Annotated in this window: 23 protein-coding genes; 8 read left to right on the top strand and 15 right to left on the bottom strand. The window is 73.0% G+C overall.

Features of this window, described 5'->3' with window-relative positions; translation table 11 throughout:
* The first annotated feature begins 116 nt into the window (after window positions 1-116).
* On the top strand, window positions 117-782 hold the full coding sequence (locus tag IEJ02_RS27950; protein WP_137979415.1) for an O-methyltransferase: 666 nt from the start codon (window positions 117-119) through the stop codon (window positions 780-782).
* A gap of 236 nt (window positions 783-1018) precedes the next feature.
* On the opposite strand, the gene IEJ02_RS27955 is transcribed toward IEJ02_RS27950, so the two are convergent.
* Window positions 1019-1186, bottom strand: coding sequence for a DUF3117 domain-containing protein (locus IEJ02_RS27955; RefSeq protein ID WP_003966491.1), 168 nt, complete (start codon window positions 1184-1186; stop codon window positions 1019-1021).
* Between the two features lie 351 nt (window positions 1187-1537).
* On the opposite strand from IEJ02_RS27955, the gene chcB reads away from it, so the two are divergent.
* Window positions 1538-2344, top strand: a complete 807-nt coding sequence (gene chcB, locus IEJ02_RS27960; protein WP_191067369.1) for a 2-cyclohexenylcarbonyl CoA isomerase — start codon at window positions 1538-1540, stop codon at window positions 2342-2344.
* A gap of 70 nt (window positions 2345-2414) precedes the next feature.
* On the opposite strand, the gene IEJ02_RS27965 is transcribed toward chcB, so the two are convergent.
* Window positions 2415-3011, bottom strand: a complete 597-nt coding sequence (locus IEJ02_RS27965) for a DNA-3-methyladenine glycosylase I (protein ID WP_191067370.1) — start codon at window positions 3009-3011, stop codon at window positions 2415-2417.
* Window positions 3008-3505 (bottom strand): DivIVA domain-containing protein, encoded by a 498-nt coding sequence (locus tag IEJ02_RS27970; protein ID WP_191067371.1) that lies wholly within the window; start codon window positions 3503-3505, stop codon window positions 3008-3010. The genes IEJ02_RS27965 and IEJ02_RS27970 overlap by 4 nt, the downstream gene beginning before the upstream one ends.
* A 137-nt stretch (window positions 3506-3642) precedes the next feature.
* Between IEJ02_RS27970 and folP the strand changes: the two genes are divergently transcribed.
* Window positions 3643-4503: a dihydropteroate synthase gene (gene folP / locus IEJ02_RS27975; protein ID WP_191067372.1), complete on the top strand. Its 861-nt coding sequence runs from the start codon at window positions 3643-3645 to the stop codon at window positions 4501-4503.
* A gap of 25 nt (window positions 4504-4528) precedes the next feature.
* Here the strand turns inward: folP and IEJ02_RS27980 are convergent, their stop codons facing one another.
* Together IEJ02_RS27980 and dapE are read right to left on the bottom strand one after the other, a co-directional pair.
* Window positions 4529-5278 (bottom strand): LOG family protein, encoded by a 750-nt coding sequence (locus IEJ02_RS27980; RefSeq protein ID WP_020868627.1) that lies wholly within the window; start codon window positions 5276-5278, stop codon window positions 4529-4531.
* 965 nt (window positions 5279-6243) lie between these two features.
* The gene (dapE, locus tag IEJ02_RS27985; protein WP_191067373.1) at window positions 6244-7314 is read right to left on the bottom strand and encodes a succinyl-diaminopimelate desuccinylase; all 1071 of its coding nucleotides are present in this window, start codon (window positions 7312-7314) and stop codon (window positions 6244-6246) included.
* A gap of 134 nt (window positions 7315-7448) precedes the next feature.
* Here dapE and IEJ02_RS27990 point away from each other — a divergent pair, with 134 nt between their 5' ends.
* Together IEJ02_RS27990 and IEJ02_RS51140 are read left to right on the top strand one after the other, a co-directional pair.
* Window positions 7449-8366 carry a VldE C-terminal domain-containing protein gene (locus IEJ02_RS27990; protein ID WP_191067374.1) on the top strand — a complete coding sequence of 306 codons (918 nt, stop codon included), beginning with the start codon at window positions 7449-7451 and terminating at the stop codon, window positions 8364-8366.
* 214 nt (window positions 8367-8580) lie between these two features.
* Complete coding sequence (locus tag IEJ02_RS51140; protein ID WP_370467147.1) at window positions 8581-9201, top strand: ATP-binding protein; 621 nt, start codon at window positions 8581-8583, stop codon at window positions 9199-9201.
* A gap of 318 nt (window positions 9202-9519) precedes the next feature.
* Here the strand turns inward: IEJ02_RS51140 and dapC are convergent, their stop codons facing one another.
* Both dapC and fdxA read right to left on the bottom strand, forming a co-directional pair.
* Window positions 9520-10659 (bottom strand): succinyldiaminopimelate transaminase, encoded by a 1140-nt coding sequence (gene dapC, locus IEJ02_RS28000; protein WP_191067375.1) that lies wholly within the window; start codon window positions 10657-10659, stop codon window positions 9520-9522.
* A 212-nt stretch (window positions 10660-10871) separates the two neighbouring features.
* The gene (gene fdxA, locus IEJ02_RS28005) at window positions 10872-11198 is read right to left on the bottom strand and encodes a ferredoxin (RefSeq protein ID WP_014054705.1); all 327 of its coding nucleotides are present in this window, start codon (window positions 11196-11198) and stop codon (window positions 10872-10874) included.
* Between the two features lie 114 nt (window positions 11199-11312).
* Between fdxA and IEJ02_RS28010 the strand changes: the two genes are divergently transcribed.
* Both IEJ02_RS28010 and IEJ02_RS28015 read left to right on the top strand, forming a co-directional pair.
* Window positions 11313-12329: a GNAT family N-acetyltransferase gene (locus tag IEJ02_RS28010; protein ID WP_191067376.1), complete on the top strand. Its 1017-nt coding sequence runs from the start codon at window positions 11313-11315 to the stop codon at window positions 12327-12329.
* An 18-nt stretch (window positions 12330-12347) separates the two neighbouring features.
* The gene (locus tag IEJ02_RS28015) at window positions 12348-13184 is read left to right on the top strand and encodes a transglutaminase-like domain-containing protein (RefSeq protein ID WP_191067377.1); all 837 of its coding nucleotides are present in this window, start codon (window positions 12348-12350) and stop codon (window positions 13182-13184) included.
* A 99-nt stretch (window positions 13185-13283) separates the two neighbouring features.
* Here the strand turns inward: IEJ02_RS28015 and IEJ02_RS28020 are convergent, their stop codons facing one another.
* The 8 genes from IEJ02_RS28020 to IEJ02_RS28055 all read right to left on the bottom strand — a co-directional run bounded on the left by IEJ02_RS28020 (window position 13284) and on the right by IEJ02_RS28055 (window position 21141).
* Window positions 13284-13889 (bottom strand): response regulator transcription factor, encoded by a 606-nt coding sequence (locus IEJ02_RS28020; RefSeq protein WP_370467148.1) that lies wholly within the window; start codon window positions 13887-13889, stop codon window positions 13284-13286.
* Window positions 13890-13989: 100 nt separating this feature from the next.
* On the bottom strand, window positions 13990-15261 hold the full coding sequence (locus IEJ02_RS28025; RefSeq protein ID WP_191067378.1) for a sensor histidine kinase: 1272 nt from the start codon (window positions 15259-15261) through the stop codon (window positions 13990-13992).
* A gap of 42 nt (window positions 15262-15303) precedes the next feature.
* The gene (locus tag IEJ02_RS28030) at window positions 15304-16047 is read right to left on the bottom strand and encodes an ABC transporter permease (RefSeq protein ID WP_191067379.1); all 744 of its coding nucleotides are present in this window, start codon (window positions 16045-16047) and stop codon (window positions 15304-15306) included.
* Window positions 16044-17012, bottom strand: a complete 969-nt coding sequence (locus tag IEJ02_RS28035) for an ABC transporter ATP-binding protein (protein ID WP_191067380.1) — start codon at window positions 17010-17012, stop codon at window positions 16044-16046. The genes IEJ02_RS28030 and IEJ02_RS28035 overlap by 4 nt, the downstream gene beginning before the upstream one ends.
* Before the next feature lie 181 nt (window positions 17013-17193).
* Window positions 17194-19437, bottom strand: coding sequence for a peptidoglycan binding domain-containing protein (locus IEJ02_RS28040; RefSeq protein ID WP_191067381.1), 2244 nt, complete (start codon window positions 19435-19437; stop codon window positions 17194-17196).
* Window positions 19438-19634: 197 nt separating this feature from the next.
* Window positions 19635-20003 carry a DUF6113 family protein gene (locus IEJ02_RS28045; protein WP_137979403.1) on the bottom strand — a complete coding sequence of 123 codons (369 nt, stop codon included), beginning with the start codon at window positions 20001-20003 and terminating at the stop codon, window positions 19635-19637.
* Entirely contained in the window at window positions 20000-20884 is an 885-nt protein-coding gene (gene mshB / locus IEJ02_RS28050; protein ID WP_191067382.1) for an N-acetyl-1-D-myo-inositol-2-amino-2-deoxy-alpha-D-glucopyranoside deacetylase, read from the bottom strand. Before mshB ends, IEJ02_RS28045 begins: the two co-directional genes overlap by 4 nt.
* A 62-nt stretch (window positions 20885-20946) precedes the next feature.
* Window positions 20947-21141: a hypothetical protein gene (locus IEJ02_RS28055; protein WP_037952186.1), complete on the bottom strand. Its 195-nt coding sequence runs from the start codon at window positions 21139-21141 to the stop codon at window positions 20947-20949.
* A 320-nt stretch (window positions 21142-21461) separates the two neighbouring features.
* Here IEJ02_RS28055 and IEJ02_RS28060 point away from each other — a divergent pair, with 320 nt between their 5' ends.
* Window positions 21462-23624 (top strand): S9 family peptidase, encoded by a 2163-nt coding sequence (locus IEJ02_RS28060; protein ID WP_191067383.1) that lies wholly within the window; start codon window positions 21462-21464, stop codon window positions 23622-23624.
* The last annotated feature ends 97 nt before the right edge of the window (window positions 23625-23721 follow it).

A 23721-nucleotide genomic window follows, 5' to 3' on the forward strand; every position in this document is an offset into this window, starting at 1 on the left:
TTAGCTCCGGATAAGCATTTTTGACCTGCATTTGGTCGTGATCCATACGGTCCCCCCGGCCTCTACAACGCCTGGTCCCATCTGCGGGTTCCCGTGCGCAGCGGATACAGTCACCGTTGCGCCAACTACGGGGACAGGAGAGGGTCATTACCGGCAACCGGCAGACGAGCTGGGCGTTCGCCGACGCGTTCGTCGCCGAGGACGAAGCCCTTCACTGGGCCCGCGACCGGGCCCGGGAAGCAGGGCTGCGCTCGGTGTCGGCGGGCACCGGCGCCGCGCTGCGGCTGCTCGCTGCCACCGCCGACGCCAAGGTCGTCGCCGAGATCGGCACCGGCACGGGCGTCTCCGGAATCCATCTGCTGCGCGGAATGCGCCCGGACGGCGTGCTGACCACCGTGGACACCGAACCGGAGATGCAGCAGTTCGCCCGGCAGGCGTTCCGCGCGGCCGGATTCACCGGGAACCGGGCGCGCTTCATCCCCGGCCGCGCCCTCGACGTCCTGCCCCGGCTGGCCGACGGCGGCTACGACCTGGTCTTCTGCGACGGCGACCGGCTGGAGTGCCTGGACTACCTCGCCGAATCGTTGCGGCTGCTGCGGCCCGGCGGGCTGGTCTGCTTCGAGGGGGTCTTCACCAACGGGCGGACCGTGGACTCCGCGGCACAGCCGACGGAGGTGCTGCGGGTGCGCGAGCTGCTGCGGACCGTACGGGAGTCCACCGTGCTCCAGTCGTCCCTGCTGCCGGTCGGCGACGGCCTGCTCTGCGCGGTCAAGCGGGGCTGAATCCCACGGTCGGACGGGGCTGAATCCTCGCGGTCAGGCGGGGCTGGATCCTCGCGGCCGCACGGGGCCGATTCTCGCGGTCGGACGGGGCTGATCGGGGCTGAATCCTCACCGATTCGGGAACGGCCGCCCTCCGCCTCCTCCGGCGGAACCCCCGTACGAGCGCTGCCCCGGCGGTCGGTACCTGACGTACCGGCCGCCGGGGCAGCGCGCGGGTGATGGTGGGCCGTAAGCCGTCAGCCGACAACCTTCTTCAGGGCATCGCCGAGGGCGTCGGCCTCGTCCGGTGTCAGCTCGACGACGAGCCGACCGCCGCCTTCGAGCGGAACGCGCATGACGATGCCCCGCCCCTCCTTGGTCACCTCGAGCGGGCCGTCGCCCGTCCGCGGCTTCATGGCCGCCATGCTCGTTCCCCTTCCTGAAACCAGCTCATCGCAGCCGACAACCCAGGTGTCACCGGCATCGAACACGTTGCTTCCCCCTCATTATCCCGCATGGCACGACCCGATGACCAACATCGGTCGGCAACGCCTGTGCGAGACGTTCTCCCAAAACCACCCAATTCGGGGAGGGGCTCGCGGTAGCGTACGCCCGCCGTCACCGAACGAAGGGCCGGTTCTTTGACGCGGGTCACATGTCGGTCGGTCATGATCTCCGGCATGCTGTGCGCTGACCGCATCGGCGGGCCCCTCCCGGGCCCGCCGATGCGGCCGCAGCCCGAGCCGCCCGCCTCGCCCCACCGCCGGAGGACCGCCATGGCCGACACCGTGCTCTACGACCTCACCGAGGGTCTCGCGACGATCACGCTGAATCGTCCCGACGCGATGAACGCCCTGAACATCGACACCAAGGAGGCGCTGCGCGACGCGCTGCTGGAGGCCGCGGAGAGCCCGGCGGTGCGGGCCGTGCTGCTCACCGGCTCCGGGCCGCGCGCCTTCTGCGTCGGCCAGGACCTCAAGGAGCACATCGGCCTGCTGGCCGCCGACCGCGACGGCAGCGGTGAGGGCTCGACCATGAGCACGGTGGCGCTGCACTACAACCCGATCGTCACCGCGATCGCCGGGATGCCGAAGCCGGTGGTCGCCGCGGTCAACGGCGTCGCGGCGGGCGCCGGGGCGGGCTTCGCCTTCGCCGCCGACTACCGGATCGTCGCCGACACCGCCTCCTTCAACACCTCCTTCGCCGGGGTCGCGCTGACCGCCGACTCGGGCGTCTCCTGGACCCTTCAGCGGCTGATCGGCTACGGCCGGGCGGCGGATCTGCTGCTCTTCCCGCGCACCATCGACGCCCAGGAGGCGCTCGGCCTGGGCATCGCCCACCGGGTGGTCCCGGCCGGCGAGCTGGCCTCCGAGGCGGCGGCGGTCGCCCGGCGGCTGGCCGAGGGCCCCACCGCGGCCTATGCGGCGATCAAGGAGTCCCTGGCGTTCGCCGCGGGCCACACCCTCACCGAGGCCCTGGCCATGGAGGACGAGCTGCAGCGCCGCGCGGGGGCCTCGGACGACCACGCCATCGCGGTGAACGCGTTCGTGAAGAAGGAGAAGCCGAGGTTCACCGGCCGCTGAGCGGACCGGCAGCCCGGCCGCCCGGCCTCGGCCCCGTCCCCCGGCCACCGAAGGCCGGCGGCCGGGGCGCTCAGACCGCGTCGCGGACGTGGCAGTCGGCCAGATGGTCGTTGACCAGGCCGCATGCCTGCATCAGCGCATAGGCCGTGGTGGGGCCGACGAAGCGGAAGCCGCGCTTCTTGAGATCGCGGCTGAGGGCCGTGGACTCCGGGGTGATCGCGGGAACGTCGGCGAAGGTCCGCGGGACCGGGCGGCCGTCCGGCGACGGGGCGTGGGACCAGATCAGCTCGCTCAGCTCCCCGGGCGCCAGCGCCGCCGCGGCACGGGCGTTGGCGATCGTGGCGGCGATCTTGGCGCGGTTGCGGATGATGCCGGGGTCGGCGAGCAGCCGCGCCTCGTCGGCCTCGGTGAACTCCGCGACCTTCTTGATCGAGAAGTCGGCGAAGGCGGCCCGGAACCCCTCCCGGCGGCGCAGGATCGTCAGCCAGGACAGCCCGGACTGGAACGCCTCCAGGGAGATCCGCTCATAGAGCGCGTCATCGCCGTGGACCGGGCGGCCCCACTCCGTGTCGTGGTAGACGCGGTAGTCGGCCATGGTCTCGCTCTCCAGGCCCCAGGGACAGCGCGGCAGACCGTCCGGCCCCTCGACCACACCCCGCTCGCTCATGCGCCATGCCCTTCGTAACCGCGGCCCTCGAAGCCGTTTCCGTCGAAGCCGATCCCGTCGAAGCCCCTGCCCTCGAAGCCGCCGTCCTCGAAGCCGCGCCGCTCGGGGCCGGGGCCCTCGAGGCCGCTCGGCCCGAAGCCATGGTCGCCCTCCGGGGCCGACAGCGGATCGGGGCCGGGCCCGGAGGACGACAAGGGCTTCGGGCGCGGACCGGCGAGCGCCGCCTCCAGCTCGGCGATCCGGGCGTCCCGCTCGGCGAGCTCGGCGCCGAGGCGGCCCAGCACATCGTCGACGTCCGCCATCCGGTAGCCCCGCAGCGTCATGGGGAGCCGCAGCCCCTCCACGTCGGCGCGCGCCAGCGGCCGGTCGGCGGGCAGCGGATCGTCCAGCCGGTCCGGGGGCGCGTCGGTGAGCGGGCCGTCACCGCCGCCGACGACGGCGAGCGTGACCCCGCCGACCACAACGACCAGCGCGATCAGCAAGAACAAGAACACGGTGATCGTCTCCCCGTCAGATGCATGGTTGAGTCTGTGTCCGTCGGCCTCGATAACTGTCTGCCCCGATCGTGCCATGCCCCTCTGACAGTTATCGTCGCTGCCCGCAACCTGGAAGAAGACGTGAGGGAAGTTCGATGCTGCGGCTGGGACGACGTGAGTTCGGCGAGAACGACCGGGTGATCATGGCGATCGTGAACCGGACGCCGGATTCCTTCTACGACCAGGGTGCGACCTTCAGCGACGAACCCGCCCTGGCCCGGGTGGAGCAGGCGATCGCGGACGGCGCCGCGATCATCGACGTCGGCGGCGTCAAGGCCGGTCCGGGCGACGAGGTGAGCGCCGAGGAGGAGGCGCGCCGCACGGTGGGTTTCGTGGCCGAGGTGCGCAGGCGCCATCCGGACGTGGTGATCAGCGTGGACACCTGGCGCCATGAGGTCGGCGAGGCGGTCTGCGAAGCGGGCGCGGATGTGCTCAACGACGCCTGGGGCGGGGTCGACCCCAAGCTGGCCGAGGTCGCCGCCCGGTACGGCGCCGGGCTGGTGTGCACCCACGCGGGCGGGGCCCGGCCGCGCACCCGCCCGCACCGGATCGGCTACGACGATGTGGTGGAGGACATCCTGCGGGTCACCCTGGAGCTCGCGGAGCGCGCCGTCGAACTGGGGGTGCGGCGGGACGGGATCATGATCGACCCGGGCCATGACTTCGGTAAGAACACCCGCCACTCCCTGGAGGCGACGCGACGGCTGGGCGAGCTGGCGGAGACCGGCTGGCCCGTGCTGGTCTCGCTGTCCAATAAGGACTTCGTCGGCGAGAGCCTGGACCGGCCGGTCAAGGAGCGACTGATCGGCACGCTCGCGACGACCGCCGTATCGGCCTGGCTGGGGGCCCGGGTCTACCGGGTGCACGAGGTGGCGGAGACCCGTCAGGTGCTGGACATGGTGTCGTCCATCGCGGGCCACCGGTCCCCGGCGGTCGCCCGCCGGGGACTGGCCTGAGCGGATCGTGCGGAGACGCGCGCGGTCAGGGGCCGGACTCCTTGGTCACCAGGTCGATCACCTCGTCGATGTCATCGGTGAGGTGGAACAGGTCCAGGTCGTGCGGGGACGCCTTGCCCTCCGCGATGAGGGTGTTGGTGAGCCAGTCGACGAGGCCCTTCCAGTAGGCGCTGCCGAAGAGGACGATCGGGAAGCGGGTGACCTTCTTGGTCTGGACGAGGGTGAGCGCCTCGAAGCACTCGTCGAGCGTGCCGAGCCCGCCGGGCAGCACCACGAACCCCTGGGCGTACTTCACGAACATCGTTTTCCGCACGAAGAAGTAGCGGAAGTTGACCCCGATGTCGACGTACGGGTTCAGGCCCTGCTCGTACGGCAGCTCGATGCCCAGGCCGACCGAGACACCACCCGCCTCGGTCGCACCGCGGTTGGCCGCCTCCATCGCGCCCGGGCCGCCGCCGGTGATCACCCCGAAGCCCGCCTCCGCGAGGGCCCGGCCGATCCGCACCCCCGCCTCGTACTCCGGGGACCCCTCGGGCGTACGGGCGGAACCGAACACGCTGATCGCCCGGCCCAGCTCCGCCAGGGTGCCGAAGCCCTCGACGAACTCCGACTGGATGCGCATCACCCGGAACGGGTCCTCGTGCACCCAGTGAGTGGCCCCCTGGGTGTCCAGGAGCCGCTGGTCGGTCGTCTCGGGTCGCATCTGGTGGCGGCGGCGCACGACCGGGCCCAGACGCTGCTCCCGCAGCGCTCGCTCTTCTTCGGCGTTGCCCACTGAGTGCTCCCTTCGCCAAGACCAAGATCTGGTCAAAGATCTGTGGTTCAGGGTAGGCCCCTCGGGCGGCCTACAGCCGAAATCCGGGCCACGCTCACCCACCGAACCGCTGATCACACAGGTGCGCGGTCCGCCGGCGCCGCTACGGGGTGCCTGGCGGACCACGCGGCGGAGCCGCCTAGCGATGCTTGCCCCTCCCCGCCCCTTCCCGATCCAGGGGCTCCGCCCCTGGACCCCGGGCCCCGGGCCGGAGCCGGCACATCGATGCCGCGAGAAGAGGCGGAGCCCCAGCCCAGGACCGAGGCACAGCCCCCGCTTCGGAGTCCGAGACGAAACCCCAGACACGGGGGCCCGGGACGAAACCCCAGCTACGGAGCCCCAGACAGAGCCCCGATCCGGGATCAGACATCAGACTCACAGCCCCCGCTTCGGGGCCCGGGACGAAACCCCAGCTACGGAGCCCCAGACAGAGCCCCGATCCGGGACCAGACGCACAGCCCCCGCTTCGGGGCCCGGGACGAAACCCCAGACACGGGGGCCCGGGACAAAACCCCAGCTACGGGGCCCCAGACAGAGCCCCGATCCGGGATCAGACATCAGACTCACAGCCCCCGCTTCGGGGCCCGAGACGAAACCCCAGACACAGGGCCCGGGACGAAACCCCAGCTACGGAGCCCCGATCCGGGATCTGGCGCACAGCCCCGGTTTCGGGGTCCGGGACGAAACCCGAGACACGGGGGCCCGGGACGAAACCCCAGCTACGGAGCCCCGATCCGGGATCTGGCGCACAGCCCCGGTTTCGGGGTCCGGGACGAAACCCGAGATACGGGGGCCCGGGGGCGAAGCCCCAGCTACGGGGCCCGGGGCAGAGCCCCGATCCGGGGGCTGGGGCGGAGCCCCGGTTTCGGGAAGGGGCGGGGTGGGGAGCAAGCCCGCCGCAGGCGTCACGGTCCGCCGGGCACCGCCTAGCGGGTCAGCCAGGCCCGCAGTCGCTCTTCGGCCTCCAGAACGGCGGCGACCGAAACGTGCTCCTCCCGGGTGTGGGCCAGCTTCGGATCACCGGGTCCGTAGTTCACGGCGGGCACGCCGAGCGCCGAGAAGCGGGCCACATCGGTCCAGGCGTCCTTGGGCGCCACCTCCACCCCGAGCGTCGCCACGAGCGCGGCGGCCGACGGATGGGCGAGACCGGGCAGGGCGCCGGGCGCGCTGTCGGTCAGCTCGACCTCGAAGCCGGTGAAGACCTCGCGGACGTGGGCGAGCGCCTCCTCCTCGGAGCGGTCGGGGGCGAAGCGGAAGTTCACCGTCACCGTGCAGAAGTCGGGGATGACGTTGGTCGCGTGGCCGCCCTCGATCGTCACGGCGTTGAGGCCCTCGCGGTAGGTCAGCCCGTCGATCTCCGCCCGCCGGGGCAGGTAACCGGCCAGCCGGTCCAGGATCGGGGCCGCCTTGTGGATGGCGTTCTCGCCGAGCCAGCTGCGCGCGGAGTGGGCGCGCCGCCCCCGGGTGCTCACGCGTACCCGCAGCGTGCCCTGGCAGCCGCCCTCGACCTTGCCGTCGGTGGGCTCCAGCAGCACGGCGAAGTCCCCGGCCAGCCACTCGGGGTGGTTCCTGGCCAGCCGCCCCAGCCCGTTGAGCTCGGCGGCGACCTCCTCGTGGTCGTAGAAGACGAAGGTGAGGTCGCGGTTGGGCGCGGGCACGGTGGCGGCCATGCGCAGCTGTACGGCGACGCCGGACTTCATGTCGGAGGTGCCGCAGCCCCACAGCACGCCGTCGTCGTCGAGGCGCGAGGGCACGTTGTCGGCGATCGGCACGGTGTCCAGGTGGCCCGCCAGCACGACCCGCTCGTCCCGGCCCAGGTTCGTACGGGCCACGACGGCGTCCCCGTCCCGGTCGACGGTCAGCTGGGGCAGGGCCCGCAGGGCCTGCTCCACGGCGTCGGCGAGCGCCTTCTCCTCGCCGCTGACCGAGGGGAAGTCGACGAGCCGGGCGGTGAGCCGGGCCGCGTCCAGGGACAGGTCGAGTGCTGGGTGTGCCATACCCGCGACCCTAGCCGGTCGGCCCGCGGGCCCGGCGGCCCCGGCCCCCGGCCACCCCCGGCCGCCCCCGCGAACGTGGCGTTCCCCACCCCGCACCCGGGATCGGGAAACAGGCCGCGTGCGGCTCCAGTACCGTGTGGCCCGTGCCCCTGTCCGTCTTCTCCCACCGCGCCCGGCTGCTGCGGGCCGCGGTCGCCTGTGCCGTACTGCTGGGCCTGGCCGGATATCTGGCGGCGCAGCTGGTGACGGGCGGTGTGGGACCGCCGCGCTGTGTCGTACGGGCGGGCGGCGTCCAGGTGCGGCTCTCCCCCGAGCAGACCGTGAACGCCGCCACGATCGAGGCCGTGGCCGCCTCCCGCGGGCTGCCCGAGCGGGCCGTCACCATCGCACTGGCCACCGCCCTCCAGGAGTCGGGGCTGCGCAACATCCGCCACGGCGACCGGGATTCGCAGGGGCTGTTCCAGCAGCGCCCGTCCCAGGGCTGGGGAAATGTGCGGCAGATCCGCGATCCGGTCTACGCCGCCGGGAAGTTCTACGACGACCTGGTGCGGATGCCCGGCTATTCACGGCTGCCGCTGACGGTGGCGGCGCAGCGGGTGCAGCGCAGCGGCTTCCCGCAGGCGTACGCGAAGCACGAGACCGAAGCGGTGGTGCTGACCGGCGCCCTCACCGGGCGCTCCGGGGCGGCCCTCAGCTGCCCGGGGCCGCCGGACGACGGCAAGGCGGGCGATCCGGTGCGCGTACGGGCCGCGCTCAAGCGGGAGTTCGGCGACGAGACGGAGGCGCGGCCCGCCTTGGCCGGGCACGGCGGCGAGCAGGCCGCCCCCTCGCCGCACACGGTGCTGGTTCCGGTGCCCGAGGCGGCGGCCCCGGGGCGCACCGGGCAGCGCGGCTGGGAGATCGCGCACTGGGCGGTGGCCCACTCGGACGAGTTGCGCATCGAACGTGTCTCTTATGGCCAACGTGAATGGAACGCGCGCAATTCCGGGGCGGGTTGGCGTCCGGCCAAGGGGATTTCGGGGGCGGAAGTACGGATCGACACCATGCGATAGCGCATGGAATCACCGCAGTTCAGGACGGCTGACAGTGGATTGAGCGGCACCTAAGGCGGAATGGTCCGGGCGTATTACGCGCAGAAACGGATAATGCGACGCATTACCAACTCTTTGCCTTGGGGCACCGCAACCTTCGCGAGGTTCACGCGGTATTCACAGCGTCCGAATCGCCGGACACAGACGCCAATTGTCCCCTCGTCAAAGGAGCACCATGTCCCTCCCTCTCACCCGTCGGATCGCCCGCGCGGCGCTACTGGTCGCGGCGAGCGCGGCTCCCGTCGTCGGCGCCGCCGGCGCCGCGAGTGCGGCGGAGCCGGCCCAGCCGCAGGCCTCCAACCTGGGGCTGTCCTCGCTGGACGCCGCCTCGGTCGGTGAGGTCGCCGACGTCGCCTCGCAGCAGGTCGGGAGCACGGCGGGTGACGTCAGCGGCAAGGCCGGCGGGACCGTCAAGGGGATCCTGCCGGGCAAGGCCGCCCCGGCGAACGTGACCCCGGACAAGCCCGCGCAGCCCGCCAAGGGCGGGAAGGCCGCCAAGTCCCACAAGGCCGCCAAGAGCGCCCCGGCCAAGAGCACCTCGGCCAGGGCCGCCCACGCCAAGGCCGCGCACGCCAAGGCCGCCGGTAAGGGCGAGGGCCGGGCCCTCGGGCACGGGAAGGGCAGGGGCGGCGCCCACGCCAAGGGCAAGGGCAAGGCGGCGAAGCCCGCGCGGCCCGCCCCGGCCGCCCCCGCCGCCCCGGCCGCCGCCCCGCAGGCCCCCGCGCCCAGCGCCCCGCAGGGCCCGGACCTGCCGGTCAGGGGCCTGCCGATCAAGGGCCTGCCGCTGCTCGGCTGATCGTCCGCCGGACGTACGCAGGGGCCCGGGGAGTTCGCGAACTCCCCGGGCCCCTGCGGGTTCATCGGCCGCTACGGGTCCGGCGGGCTGTTCCCCTCCCCGCCCCTTCCCGAAACTGGGGCTCCGCCCCAGCCCCCGGACCGGGGCTCCGCCCCTGGACCCCGGGATCCAGGGCAGAGCCCCGGGCCGGAACCCGAGGCGCAGCCCCGGGACGGGGTCTGGGGCTGCGCCCCAGTCGTGGGAAGGGTCGGGTAGGGGAGCAAGCAGCCCGCCGCAGGCGTCACGACCCGCCGGACACCCCCGGGCGGCTTCCGGTGCTCAGCCCGCCAGTCGGCGGACCGCCGCTTCCACGCGCTCGTCCGTCGCCGTGAACGCGACCCGGACGTGCCGCTCCCCCGCGGCGCCGTAGAACTCGCCCGGGGCCACCAGGATGCCCAGCTCGGCGAGGGCGCCCACGGTGTCCCAGCAGGGCTCGTCCCGCGTCGCCCACAGGTACAGCGACGCCTCGCTGTGCTCGATGCGGAAGCCGTGGCCCAGCAGCGCCGACCGCAGCGCGGCCCGGCGCCGCTCGTAGCGCTCGCGCTGCTCCGTCACGTGCTTGTCGTCGCCGAGCGCCGCGACCGTGGCGGCCTGCACCGGCGCGGGGACCATCATCCCGCCGTGCTTGCGGATCTTCAGCAGCTCGCCCAGCACCGCCTCGTCACCGGCGAGGAAGGCCGCCCGGTAGCCCGCCAGATTGGACCGCTTGGAGAGCGAGTGGACCGCCACCAGCCCCTCGAAGGAGCCGCCGGAGATCTCCGGGTGGAGCACCGAGACCGGATCCGCCTCCCAGCCCAGCTCCAGATAGCACTCGTCGCTGACCACCAGCACCCCGTGGGCACGGGCCCAGGCGACCGCGGCGCGCAGCTCGTCCCCGGACAGCACCCGGCCGGTGGGGTTGGACGGGGAGTTCAGCCATAGCAGCTTCAGCCCGGCCGGGTCGAGCTCCGTGCCCCCGGCGCCGGCCGCGAATGTCTCCGTGTCGTACGGCATCGGCTCGGCGCCCGCCAGCCGCGCGCCCACCTCGTACGTCGGGTAGGCGAGCCGCGGGAAGGCGACCCGGTCCCCTGGGCCCAGGCCCAGCTGCGCCGGCAGCGAGGCCACCAGCTCCTTGGAGCCGACCACCGGCAGCACCTGGGTGTGGGCCACTCCGGCCGCGCCCAGCCGCCGCTCCACCCAGCCGGTGAGGGCGTCGCGCAGCGCGGCCGTGCCCCAGACGGTCGGATAGCCGGGGCTGTCCGAGGCGTCCGCGAGCGCCGTGCGGATCAGCTCGGGGACCGGGTCTACGGGGGTGCCCACCGAGAGGTCGACGATGCCGTCGGGGTGGGCCGCGGCGGTCGCCTTGTACGGTTCGAGCCGGTCCCAGGGGAAGACCGGGAGGCGGTCGGAGACCGGAAGGCGGGCGGAGACGGGTGGCACGGGGTGACTCGCTTTCTTCGGAACTGCCCGGGCCGAGGGGCCCGGGGACCCGGCGGACCCCCGGGGACCCCCGGCGGGCTCCGGGAAATCCGCCGGAGCGCCGGGCAGCCCGCGGGAGCGCCGGGGAGGCCCGGGAAACAGCCCGGTCCCGCAGGCCACAGGCCATACGGGACCGCCGACTGCTTCCGGGCGATGGCGCCGGGGCAGGGGTTTTACTCGTCGTGCTCCTGCGGCGGAAGCGCGGCGATGAAGGGGTGGTCCCGCTCGATCAGGCCGAGCTTGCTCGCGCCACCGGGCGAACCGAGCTCGTCGAAGAACTCGACGTTCGCCTTGTAGTAGTCCTTCCACTCCTCGGGAGTGTCGTCCTCGTAGAAGATCGCCTCGACCGGGCAGACCGGCTCACAGGCCCCGCAGTCGACGCATTCGTCCGGGTGGATGTACAAGGACCGCTGGCCCTCGTAGATACAGTCGACGGGGCACTCCTCGATGCACGCCTTGTCCTTCAGGTCGACACAAGGCTGCGCGATGACGTAGGTCACGCTGTCGTTCCTCCTCGTTAGGGCTGCTATCGCGCGGGAGCGCGGCGTCGTCGATGCCCGCACCTAGTATCTCCGTTCTTGGGCACCGAGCGCACATGAGGGGCTGACAGAGCTGTGGATTTCACCACTGGCGGACGTCTCGAAGTCCGGATCACCCCGGATGACGTGGGAAAACGCGTCTCGGTCAGGCTTGTGACCGAAGATCGTGAGCCCGGCGCCACGTTCACCGACGTGGTCGGGGTTCTCACATCGTGGACCGAGGGCACGCTCTCCATCACCCGGCGCACCGGTGAGCCGGTGCGGATCGCCGAGTCGTCCCTGGTGGCGGGCAAGGTGGTGCCCGCCGCTCCGGCCCGCCGCCGCGGCCCCGCCGCGAGCGCGCCCGAGCTGGACCGGGTCGCCGCCCGGGCCTGGCCGCCGGTGACCAGCGAGCCGCTGGGCGAGTGGACGCTGCGCGCCTCCGGCGGCTTCACCCGGCGCGCCAATTCGGTGCTGCCCCTCGGCGACCCCGGGATGGGGCTCGACGCGGCGCTGCGCCGGGTGACCGCATGGTACGCGGCGCGGGAGCTGCCCGCGTACATCCAGGTCAGCACGGGCGCCGAGGGCACCCAGGAACTGCTCGCCGCGGAGCTGGAGAGCCGCGGCTGGATACGGGAGGTCTCCTCCCTTATGGAGATTGCGGCGCTGGCCCCCATCGGGGACCTGGACGCCGACATCTCGGCGGTGACGCTCTCCCGCCACCTCGACGACGCCTGGCTGACCCGCTACCAGCGGTCGTCCGGCGAGCCCTCGCCCGAGGCGCGGGCGGTGCTGTCGGGCGGCCCGTCGGTGTGGTTCGCGACCATAGCGGCGGAAGGGGGCGGCGCCCCGGCCGCGATCGGGCGCTGTGTGGTGGACGGCCGCTGGGCCGGGTTCACCGCCGTGGAGGTCGCCCCGGAGCGGCGGCGCCAGGGGCTGGCCAAGGCCGTGATGACGGCGCTGGCCCGCACGGCGCTCGACGAGGGCGCCTCAGCCGCGTATCTCCAGGTGGAGACGGACAATGACGGGGCACACGCCCTCTACGAGGGCATGGGCTTCACCGTCCACCACAGCTACCATCACTGGCGCGCGTCCGGACAGGATCCGCGCTGAGCAGGGTACGAGGCGGCTATGCCACGGATGAACGACGTCTCCCGCCGCCGCCGGTTCGCCGACGCGGCCCGCGAAGAGCGCCCCGATCTGGCGCTGCTGTGCCTTCTGGTGGGCATGGAGGCCGACCCCGGCCTGGACGAGACCGGAATCGACGAAGCCCAGATCGAGCTGGATCGGCTGGCCGGTCAGCTCCCCTTCTCCCCCGGCGGCCCCGAGGACTGGGCCGCCGCGCTGGCCCGCCTCCTCGGCGAACGCCATGGCTTCCGGGGCGGCCCGGCCGACTACCGGCGGCTGGAGTCCTCGCTCCTCCACCAGGTGCTGCGGCGCCGCCGCGGACTGCCGATCCTGCTGTCCGTGGTGTGGATGGAGGTGGCGCGGCGGGCGGGCGCGCCGGTGTACGGGGTGGGGCTGCCGGGCCACTTCGTGGTCGGCTTCGGCGATCCTTACGGCGGCCATGTGCTGGCCGATCCGTTCGACGGCGGGCGGCCGCTGTCCGACGAGGACGCGGCGACGCTGGTGTCGGGGGCCACGGGCACCCCGCTCTCGCCGTCGATGCTGACCCCGGCCGGCCCGCTGGACATCGTGCTGCGGATCCTCAACAACATCCGCGCCTGGGCGTCCGCCCGCCCCGAGCGCACCGATGTCCGGCTCTGGGCGCTGGAGCTGTCCCTGCTGCTGCCCAGCCACCCGGCCGAGCTCCGCTACGAGCGGGCGAAACTCCTGGTGGAGCGGGGCGAGTTCCTGACCGGCGCCAAGGAGCTGGAGGACTACGCGGAGGTCGTGGCGGCGGTGGAGCCCGACGCCGCCGAGACGATACGCCGCCAGGCCCGCGCCGCCCGCGCGATGCTGAACTGAGCGCGCCGCCCGGCACGGCCCGCGCCCCTCGCCGCCCGGCACGGCCCGCGCCCCTGTCGAGGGCGCGGCCATCAAGGGCGCGGCCGCCAGGCGCGGTCGCTACAACCAGCCCTTGTCGCGGGCGATGCGGACGGCGTCGGCCCGGTTGCGGGCGGCGGTCTTCTGGATGGCCGTGGAGAGGTAGTTGCGGACCGTACCCGGCGACAGGTTCAGCGCGCGGGCCAGCTCCGCGTTGGTCGAGCCGTCCGCCGAGGCGCGCAGCACCTCGCGCTCCCGCGCGGTCAGCGGGCTGGCCCCGTCCACGAGCGCGGCGGCGGCCAGCGTGGGGTCGATCACCCGCTCCCCGCGCAGCACCCGCCGTATCGCGTCCGCGAGCTGCGCCGCCGGGGCGTCCTTGACCAGGAAGGCGTCGGCGCCGGACTCCATGGCGCGGCGCAGATAGCCCGGCCGGCCGAAGGTGGTCAGGATCACGATCCGGATCCCGGGCTCGGCCCGGTGCAGCGCGGCGGCGGCCTCGATCCCGCTCATACCGGGCATCTCGATGTCCAGCAACGCCACATCGGGGCGATGGGTCCGGGTGGCGTCCACGACCTCGTCGCCGCGCGCCACCTGCGCGACGACCTCGATCTCGTCGTCGAGCCCGAGCAGCGCGGCCAGCGCCTCCCGCACCATGGACTGGTCCTCGGCCAGCAGTACCCGGATCACGCCCCGCAGCGTAGCCGCTCCCGCAGTGGCCAGGACCCGCCGGTCCGCCCGCCTTCCCTGCGGACCACCCGCCTTCCCTACGGCACGGCCTGCGAGTTCCCTACGGCGCCGCCTGCGAGGGCAGTTCCACGCGGGCGCCGCGGGAGAGCGGGACCAGGGCGCGGAGGGTGAACCCGCCGCGCTCGCCGGGGCCGGTCTCCAGGCGGCCGTCGGCCAGCTGGAGCCGCTCGGCCAGCCCGGTGAGCCCGTTGCCGTGCGGGCCGGTGGCGCCACGGCCGTCGTCGGTGACGGTCAGGCACAGCTCGTCGCCCGTCTCGTCGAGCGTCACCGCACAGCGGCGCGCCCCGCTGTGCCGCACCACATTGGTGACCGCCTCGCGCAGCGCCCAGGCCAGCGCACCCTCCTGGTCGGGCGGAAGGTCGGGGTGGTGGATGTCGGCCCGGCTCAGATCGGCGGCGATGCCCGCGGCGACGAGGGCGGTACGGGCCCCGGCGACCTCGGTCTCCAGGGTGGGGCGGCGAAAGCCGCTGACCGCCTCCCGGACGTCCACCAGCGCCTGCCGGCTGACCCGCTCGATATCGGCCACCTGACGCGCCGCCTGCTCGGGCTTGTCGGGGAGCATCCGCCCCGCCAGCTCGCTCTTGAGCGTGATCAGGGAGAGCGAGTGGCCCAGCAGATCGTGCAGATCGCGGGCGAGCCGCAGCCGCTCCTCGTTGGCGGCGAGCTGGGCCACGGTGGCGCGGGCGGCGCGCAGCGCCCGGGTGGTGCGGACCATCTGCCGCACGCCGCTCATCGCGAAGCCACCGAGCAGCGAGGGGATGACGAGGGCGGACACCAGCCCGTGCGAGCCGCGCACCAGCACCCCGACGGCCACCATGAACGCGGTGTTCAGCGGGATCGCCCAGCTCGCGAGCCGCAGCGGCAGCACCGCCCCGAAGGCGACGGACACATAGACCGAGAGCACCAGCCAGTCGTCGCCCATGGTGAGGGTGAGCACGGCGGCGAGCGCGCAGATCATGCCCAGCGCCCCCAGGACCGCGGCCCGGCTCAGCGCCCGCCCGGTGTGCCGGAAGACCAGCGCCAGATAGACGGCGACGAAGACCAGCAGGCCGAGCCCGCCGCACACGGTGCCCAGGGCGGTGTGGTTGCCGTCGGCCAGATCGCTCACCGGCGCGCCCATATAGGCCATCCAGATCCCGATCCACATCAGCTTGACCAGCGCCTGCCTGCGGTTCTCGGGGGGCTGCCCGATGGAGACCACCCGGTCGTACTCCTCGTCGTACGCCATCGCGTCGGCCCACCAGGTCGGCCGGCGGCGCCCGCCGGGGCGGCACTCGGCATCGCCGTCGGTCCACTCGGCCCGGTCAGCCATGGTTGGTCTCTCCTCGGATCACGCCTCGGGCCACGCCCTCGGTCATGCCTTACGGGTGTCCTTGCGGTACAGCCATGCCGCGCCGCCCGCGAAGACCGCGAGATAGCCGATGAGCAGCGCCACGTCCTTGGCGTGCGGGGCGCCGCCCAGCTCGATCGCCTGGCCGAGCGCGGTGTAGGCGTGGGTGGGCAGGTAGTCGCCGATGTTCTCCAGCCACCGCGGATACGACGTGGTGGGCATCCACAGTCCGCCGAGGATCGACAGACCAAAGTAGATGATCATCGTCAGCGGCCGTACCGCGTCCCCGCTCGCCAGATAGCCGATGGCCACCCCGAGCGCCGCGAAGACCAGGGAGCCCGCCCAGATCGCGGCGGTCAGCGCGGGCCACTCCCAGGCGGCGTCCAGCCGTACGCCCTTGGCGACGGCGGCCACCACGAAGACGATCACGATCGACGGCAGGGTGGCCACCGCACCCACGGCGATCTTGGCCCCCACATAGCCGCGGCCGGGCAGCGGGGTGAGCCGCAGCTGGCGGGTCCAGCCGCCCTCGCGCTCCTTGGCGATCCGCTCGCCGTTGCCCATCAGCCCGGCGGTCAGCGCCCCGAAGGAGGCCATCGCGACCATGTAGTAGAGCGGCATCGACAGCCGGGTGCCGGGCACCCGGTCGTCGGCGTCCGCGCTGCCCGCGATCAGCAGGAAGAGCACGGACGGGTAGACGACCGTGAAGAACATGAACTTGCGGTTGCGCAGGGTCCGCGCGATCTCCAGCTTGACCAGCGTCTTCATCGTGCGGACTCCTCAACTGCCGCCGCGGCGTCGGTGATGGCGAGGAACGCCTGCTCCAGACCGAGGCCGGTGACCTCGAGCCCGTGCGGATAGAGCCCGAGCCCGTAGACCGCGTGGACGGTCGCGTCCGCGTCGGTGGACCGCATCCGTACGGTACGCCCCGAAATCTCGATCCCGGTCAGCGCGGGCAGGGCGCGCAGCGCCGTCTCGTCGACCGGCCCGTCCAGCTCGAAGGAGATCCGCCGGGCCCCGGCCATCGCCTTGATCTCGGCGGACGAGCCGTCGGCCAGCACCCGGCCGCGGTGCAGCACGATCACCCGGTCGGCGACGGCGTCGGCCTCTTCGAGGTAGTGGGTGGCGAACAGGATGGTGCGGCCCTGCTTCGCCTGCTCCCGTATCGCGCCCCAGAAGGTCTGCCGGGACGAGACGTCCATACCGGTCGTGGGCTCGTCCAGCACGATGAGATCGGAGGCCCCGGCGGTGGCGAACGCGAAGCGCACCCGCTGCTCCTGACCGCCGGAGAGCTTGTTCACCTTGCGGGAGGCGATCTCGGTGATCCCCGCCCGCTCCAGCACCTCGTCCACCGGATGGCCCTTGGGGTGCAGATCGCAGGCCAGCCCCACCAGCTCGCGGACCGTCACCTCCTCCATCAGACAGCCGCTCTGGAGCATCGCGCCGACCCGGCCACGGACGATGGCCTGGCGCGGGGTGGTGCCGAAGACCTCCACCCGGCCGGAGTCGGGGTGGCGCAGGCCGAGCAGCAGATCGAGGCTGGAGGACTTGCCGGCGCCGTTGGGGCCCAGCAGGGCGACGGTCTCCCCCGGGTACAGGGTGAGATCGAGATCGGTCACGGCGCGCACGCTGCCGTAGGCCTTGTTCACCTTCTCGAAGCGGACCACGGGCGGCGGGGCACCCGTGGCGGCGGCCCCGGTGCCGGGGGCGGAAACAGCGGTCGTTGCGGTCATGGCCACAAGACTGGCCGAGGGCGGGGTGTGCCCGGCAGTGTCAGCGGTCGTGACCTGGAGATGACAGATGTCATGGGTCGGTGCGTGACGCGGCCCAGTAGACGCGACCCGGAAGACATACCGCGGCCCCCGCCCGGTGCCGGGCGGGGGCCGCGTCGTCCGACCGCGCGTGACCGGCCGGTCAGTTGTCCTTGCCGACGATGCCGATGCGCTCGCTGGGCGTCTTGCCGACCAGCGCCTGGCGCAGCGCCGACACCACGTCCTCCGGGGTCACGGGCTTCTTGGAGCCGTCGCCCCGCTCGAGCAGGACGCCGTCGAAGGTGCTGCCGTAGAGCTGCTTGAGGACGGCCAGGTCGTAGTGCTCCACCAGCTTGCCGTCGACCACCCGCATGGAGAGGATCTTCGGCAGCGACTTGTCCGGGCCGAACGGGATCGAGTGCTCGGCGTCCGTCTGGACCGTGACCAGCCCCGACATCGCGGGCTCGGCGAAGGTCTTCAGCTTCCGGTCCACCTCGGCCTTGCTGACCGTGGGGCGCTTGATGGTCACCGGCAGGGTGATGGCCTTGTTCTGGCCGGTCTCGGCGCGCAGCCGGAACCCGTCCGAGACGGCCTTGACCGCCTTGTCCACGTCCAGCCCCTTGCCCTCCTTGCCGTACACCGGGACGGCCTTGCCGGAGGTGAAGCTGATGCCGCCCTCGCGGGCCGTGCCGGAGTCGCCCGCGAGCCGCTCCAGGGCGTCCCGCAGCTTCTCCTCGTCCACGGTGACCGCCGGGTCGGCCTCATGGGTGCCGCCGAAGAGCGAGCCGATCACGGTGACCGGGTTGTAGTCCCGGCCCGCGACGTCCCGGACCGTGGCCTCGGTGTCGAGCGCCAGGCCGGCGACGGAGGGCTTGATCTCCTTCTCCTGGCCGTCGACCGACACCGTCAGCGGGGCGGTGGTGCGCTTGCCCAGCGCGGAGTCCAGCTTGTCGACGGCGACCTCCTTGGAGGTGCCGCCGATGTCGACGCCGAGGACGGTGGTGCCGTTCGGCACATCGGCGTGGTTCATCACCAGACCGGCCGCGTAGGCCCCGCCCGCGATCACGAACAGCAGGCCCCCGGCCATGACGACCTTGGACCGGCCCTTCTTCTTGGGCTTTCCGGCCTTCGGGGCGGACGGCGCCGGGGCGCTGTCGCCGCCGGGCGCCGGGGCCCCCGGGCCGCCCGGGGCGGGCGGGGACGGCGGCTTGGCCCGGCCCTCGGCCGAGGGCACCACGGGCACCCCGCTGACCAGCGTGTCGCTGGAGATCTGCTCCGGCGGTACGCCACCGGTCGGCGTGGGCTCGGGGTCGCGGAACAGCGAGGGGGACGGATCGGCTCCGAGGCCGTCCGCGGGCCCCTTCCCGGGGTCGGTCAGCGGGCCCACGCCGGTGGTGGCGCCGAGGCTGCCGGACAGCGGCGAGCCGCCCGGCGGGGTCGGCGGCTGACCGGCCGGGCCGCCGCCGGCCAGCGGGCCCACTCCGCCCGGAGGCGTCTGCGGGTCACCGCCGTACGCGCCGCCCGAGGAGCCCGGTCCGGGCGGGGCCAGCAACTCGCTGTCGCGCGGGGCCGCACCGGGGCCGGACGGCGGCATGTACATGTCGCCGGTGACCGGGCCGGTGGTGGGCCCGGTCGGCTCGGGGTGGCCGGACGGGGCCTGGGCGTCGGTGAAGTACGGCAGATCGGCGACCGGGCCGCCGCCCTGCTGCGGCGCCGGGAACCCCTGAGTGGTGTCGGGGGCCGGGAATCCCTGCGTGGTCTCCGGCGAGGGGAATCCCTGCGTGGTCTCCGGGGAAGGGAAGCCCTGTGTGGTGTCGGGTGCGGGGAAACCCTGGGTGGTGTCCGGTGCGGGGAACCCTTGCGTGGTGTCCGGGGCCGGAGGCGTCGGCGGTTTCGGGGTGTTCCCGGTGGCCGACAAGCCGCTTCTGGGCTTACGGGGCGAGAACCAGTCGCTGGTCCGCTCGCCGTCGCCCTTGCCGCTCTTCCTCTCCCGTCCCTCGGTGGGCTCATTGGCCCCGCCGGGCTCGGCCGGCACCCCGCGCTCCGGTGTCGGCGTGAAGTCGACCCGGGGCAGGGCGCTGGTGCGCTCGGGGGCGTCGTCGTCGCCGGAGCGCGGCGCGGGCACGCCGTCCTCCGCGACGGGCGTGCGCATGACCACCGGCGGGATGGGCCGCGACCCCGGAATGTTGATCTTGATCCGGGTCGTCAGCGTGGTCTCGGTCTTCGGCTCCTCCGGCTTGGCCGCGGCACGCGCCTGCCCATCCTCGGCGGCACCCTGCGGGGCCTCCTGCGTGGGGCTCGGCGAGGGGTACTGGCGGGATCCGTACGGCGGGGTGCCCGACGGGTAGGCGGCACCACCGCTTCCCTCCCGGGGCCCGGAGGACGAACTGTCAGATTCACGGCTCAAAGCAGGTTCTCCCAGTTAGCTCCGCCGCCCGTCAGACCTCGCGCGGGCGGCTCGGCGGCGGCACCACCATACTGGGCGGTGCGGACGCGCACTTGACGGCCGCCGGATCACCGCATCCGGTACGCCCGATGGCGCACCCTTCGCCATGAGTCCGAAGGGCCTCCGAGTGCCGGGGACGTCGTGCCGAAAACGTCACGTCACTTACCAAGTCGGACCGGCGGGCCAGGAGGTTGCGGCACCAGAGGCAGCGTGGCACACATCACACCGATGAACATCCCGCCGAGGAGGAAAGCGTACGACCCCAGCCCGGCGCCGAAAAGGAAATCCCCTTCCGGACGGGTGGAAGTGAGCAGCAACACGGCCACCGTCCAGGCCCCCGCGGGCACTCCACCGCCCATCCGGGCGCCCATGACCTTGACCCCGCCATAGCACAGGCCCGCGACCGCGAGCAGCGCGAGCAGCAACCCGCCGGGGAACCACGCCGCTTGGACCAGCGCGCCCGCACCGCCCACCAGCACCCCGGCCACGGCGAGCAGGACGTATCCGCCCAGGCGCGGGGCCGTCACGCCGTCACCCCCGCGAACAGGTCGTCCTCGCGGTCCGCCCCGGCCTCGCCCTTGACGAGCCGGTAGTGCTCATGGAGGAACATCGGCTGGACCAGGTCGTTGGAGAGCGCGAAGAAGGGCCCGTCCACCGCGATCTGGGTGGCGTGGGCGCGCATCGCCGCGGCCTTCGCCCCGGCGTGGGCGGTGCCGTCGATGAACGCGGTGACGTCCGCGTCCGCCACCACCCCGGGGACGTCGTCCACCGTGGCGACGCCGGGGAAGAGGGAGTCACGGCCCGCGGCCCGGAGCCGGGCGAAGCCCTCCTCGACGGCCGAGCGCGGCACGCAGTTCCAGTAGACCTTCGCGATGTCGTGCGGCTCGCCGAGATCGAGGCGGAAGCCGGGATCGGCGGCCAGTTCCACGGCGCGCATCGCCACGCGGTGCGCCTGGATGTGATCGGGGTGGCCGTAGCCCCCATTGGGGTCGTACGCCACGAGGACCTGTGGCCGGATCTCGCGGACCACGGCCACCAGATGCCCGGCAGCCTCGTCCAGGTCGGCCCGCCAGAAGCAGTCCGGCCGGTCGTTCTGCGGGGCGCCCATCATCCCGGAGTCGCGATAGCGGCCGGGCCCGCCCAGGAAGCGGTGGTCCTCGACCCCCAAGGCGGCCATGGCCGCGGCGAGTTCGCCGATCCGGTGCGGGCCGAGCGCGTCGTCGCGGTCGGCGGCGAGGTGCGCGAGGGCAGGCGGGATGACCTCGCCTTCCTCACCGAGGGTGCAGGTCACCAGGGTGACGTGTGCGCCCTCGGCGGCATACTTCGCCATGGTCGCGCCGTTATTGATCGACTCGTCGTCCGGATGTGCGTGTACCAGCAGCAGACGACGGGCGGGAAGAACGGTCATGGGCACAGCCTACGATTCGCACACGCGTGCCCATGGGTCGCACGCCCCGGCCCCGCTCGGGGTCAGATCTTCACGCCGCCGATCATGTCCGCCACATTGGTGGTGAGGTCGTCGATCGTCGGAGCGACCGAGGAACTGGCCAGGTAGAAGCCGAGGAGGACACAGACGATCGCATGAACCGCCTTCAGTCCTGCCTTGTTCACGAGCATGAAGACGATGATCAGCAGCAGCACTGACATCGAGATCGAGAGCGCCACAGCGGCTCACCTCCAGGTACACGCACTCGGACGGACAACATATTGATGCCACAGGGGGGCTACCCACTATGCGCAATCGATCATAACTATGGCGCTGCGCACACGACTCGGTGCACGGGAGCATGACAGGGGCGCATGCCTGATCGCACGAACTTCCCGGTCTCCGGGGCGACTTCTCGTTGGTTATGCGCCATCTCGCCATCGCCCGGGGCCGCTTGGCGCCGGCACCGCCCCGGCCGGACCGTGCCAGGGGCAACGCCCACCCGGCCTACCGATCCGTACCCTCCCTCACGGTGATCCGACAGCCGTACGCTCCCCCTATGACCGGACAGCTCTCGTTCCCTCGGCAGCACGCGCGCACCCAACGTTTCACCCTCGGGACACCACGGGCCCTCGCCGTGGCCCCGGACGATTCACGCGTCGTCTTCCTGCGCTCCCGCTCGGGCACCGACCGGACCGGCCTGCTGTGGGTGTACGACCTCACCGAGCGGCGCGAGTACCCCGCCGCCGACCCGGCCGAGCTGCTCGGCGGCGCCGACGAGGAGCTGTCCCCCGAGGAGCGGGCCCGGCGCGAGCGCAGCCGCGAGGGGTCGGCCGGGGTGGTCGGCTACGCGGTGGACGCCGCGGTCGAGCGGGCCGCCTTCGCCCTCTCCGGGCGGCTGTTCACCACGGAGCTGCCCACGGGCACCACCCGCGAGCTGCGCGTCCCCGGTCCGGTCGTGGACCCGCGCCCCTCGCCCGACGGCCGCCACATCGCCTACGCGGCGGGCGGGGCGCTGCGGGTCACGGGCGCGGACGGCGAGGGGGACCGGGCGCTCGCCGAGCCGGAGGGGGACTCCGTCACCTACGGCCTCGCGGAGTTCATCGCGGCCGAGGAGATGGACCGCTCACGCGGCTTCTGGTGGTCGCCGCGGAGCGACGCCCTGCTGGCCGCCCGGGTCGACGAGTCCCCGGTACGGCGCTGGTGGATCGCCGACCCCGCCCACCCCGGCCGGGAGCCCGCGGAGGTGGCCTATCCCGCTGCGGGCACCGCCAACGCCGAGGTGCGGCTGGTTCTGCTCGGTCTGGACGGCTCCCGTACGGAGATCGAGTGGGACCGGGAGCGCTATCCGTACCTCGCGCGGGTGCACTGGTCGGCCTACGGTCCGCCGCTGCTTCTGGTCCAGGCCAGGGACCAGCGCAGCCAGCTCTACCTGGCCGTGGACACCGGCACCGGTCGGACCAGCACGGTCCATGTGGACGAGGACGCGGTTTGGCTGGATCTGTTCCCCGGAGTGCCGGCCTGGACCGAAGATGGACGACTCGTCCGCATCGCGGACGAAGGCGGCGCCCGGGTCCTGATGGTCGGCGACCGCAAACTGACCTCCAGCGCCCTCCAGGTGCGCGCGGTCCTCGGCATCGGCACGGACGACGTGCTGTTCTCCGCCTCCCCCGGGGCCGGTGCGCCGCTGCCCGAGCAGCCCGGCGAGATCGCCGTCCACCGCGCCTGGTTCCGGGGCAGCGGCGACCAGGGCGGCTGGGAGCCGGTCGGCAAGCGGCCCTTCCCGGCGGTCCACTCCGCCGTGCGCGGCGGTGAGGTGATCGCGCTGTCGTACACGGGCCTTGAGCGGCCCGGGGTGAGCGTGGAGATCCTCCGGCCCGCCGACCACGGCGCGGCCGAGCGCCTCGCCGAACTCGACGCGTACGCGGAGCGGCCCGTCATCACCGCCCGCCCCCAGCTCGTCTTCGCGGGCAAGCGGGACATCCCCTGCGCCGTGCTGCTGCCCAGCGGCTACCAGGAGGGCGACGGACCGCTACCGGTCCTGATGGACCCCTACGGCGGCCCGCACGGCCAGCGGGTGGTCGCCTCGCACAACGCCCACCTCACCTCGCAGTGGTTCGCCGACCAGGGCTTCGCGGTGGTCGTCGCGGACGGCCGCGGCACCCCCGGCCGCTCCCCCGCCTGGGAGAAGGCGGTGCGCGACGACCTGGCCGCGGTCACGCTGGAGGACCAGGTCGAGGCGGTCACGGCGCTCGCCGAGCGCTATCCGCTGGACCTCGGCCGGGTGGCCATCCGCGGCTGGTCCTACGGCGGCTATCTGGCCGCGCTGGCGGTGCTGCGCCGCCCCGATGTCTTCCACGCGGGCGTGGTGGGCGCCCCGGTCACGGACTGGCGGCTGTACGACACCCACTACACCGAGCGGTACCTGGGCCTGCCGGACGAACAGCCCGAGGTCTACGCCGCCAACGCGCTGATGACCGACGAGGGGCTGTCCGGCGCGGCCGACACGGCCCGGCCGATGATGATCATTCACGGTCTGGCGGACGACAACGTGGTGGCCGCGCACACCCTGCGGCTCTCCTCGGCGCTGCTGGCCGCGGGCCGTCCGCATGAGGTGCTGCCGCTGTCCGGGGTGACCCATATGACCCCGCAGGAGCAGGTCGCGGAGAATCTGCTCCTGCTCCAGGTGGACTTCCTCAAGCGGGCCCTCGAACTGCGGTAGGCGTTCCACTGGGAGTGCCCTGACCTGCCGTCGATCGGCTGCGGCTGCGGCTGCGTCGTGGCTGGTCCCACGCGGCGGAGCCGCACATCGACACGGC

Origin of the sequence: Streptomyces sp. 5-10, assembly GCF_014712245.1 — a bacterium.
Taxonomy (GTDB): Bacteria; Actinomycetota; Actinomycetes; order Streptomycetales; family Streptomycetaceae; genus Streptomyces; species Streptomyces violaceusniger.

Excerpts from the sequence above, each read along its gene's own strand:
- folP (WP_191067372.1), top strand. The coding sequence starts at position 3,643 with ATGCTGCGGCTGGGACGACGTGAGTTCGGCGAGAACGACCGGGTGATC.
- IEJ02_RS28060 (WP_191067383.1), top strand. The coding sequence starts at position 21,462 with ATGACCGGACAGCTCTCGTTCCCTCGGCAGCACGCGCGCACCCAACGT.
- dapE (WP_191067373.1), bottom strand. The coding sequence starts at position 7,314 with ATGGCACACCCAGCACTCGACCTGTCCCTGGACGCGGCCCGGCTCACC.
- IEJ02_RS28035 (WP_191067380.1), bottom strand. The coding sequence starts at position 17,012 with ATGACCGCAACGACCGCTGTTTCCGCCCCCGGCACCGGGGCCGCCGCC.
- IEJ02_RS28030 (WP_191067379.1), bottom strand. The coding sequence starts at position 16,047 with ATGAAGACGCTGGTCAAGCTGGAGATCGCGCGGACCCTGCGCAACCGC.
- IEJ02_RS28025 (WP_191067378.1), bottom strand. The coding sequence starts at position 15,261 with ATGGCTGACCGGGCCGAGTGGACCGACGGCGATGCCGAGTGCCGCCCC.
- IEJ02_RS27965 (WP_191067370.1), bottom strand. The coding sequence starts at position 3,011 with ATGAGCGAGCGGGGTGTGGTCGAGGGGCCGGACGGTCTGCCGCGCTGT.
- IEJ02_RS28015 (WP_191067377.1), top strand. The coding sequence starts at position 12,348 with ATGCCACGGATGAACGACGTCTCCCGCCGCCGCCGGTTCGCCGACGCG.
- mshB (WP_191067382.1), bottom strand. The coding sequence starts at position 20,884 with ATGACCGTTCTTCCCGCCCGTCGTCTGCTGCTGGTACACGCACATCCG.
- chcB (WP_191067369.1), top strand. The coding sequence starts at position 1,538 with ATGGCCGACACCGTGCTCTACGACCTCACCGAGGGTCTCGCGACGATC.
- IEJ02_RS51140 (WP_370467147.1), top strand. The coding sequence starts at position 8,581 with ATGTCCCTCCCTCTCACCCGTCGGATCGCCCGCGCGGCGCTACTGGTC.
- IEJ02_RS27955 (WP_003966491.1), bottom strand. The coding sequence starts at position 1,186 with ATGGCGGCCATGAAGCCGCGGACGGGCGACGGCCCGCTCGAGGTGACC.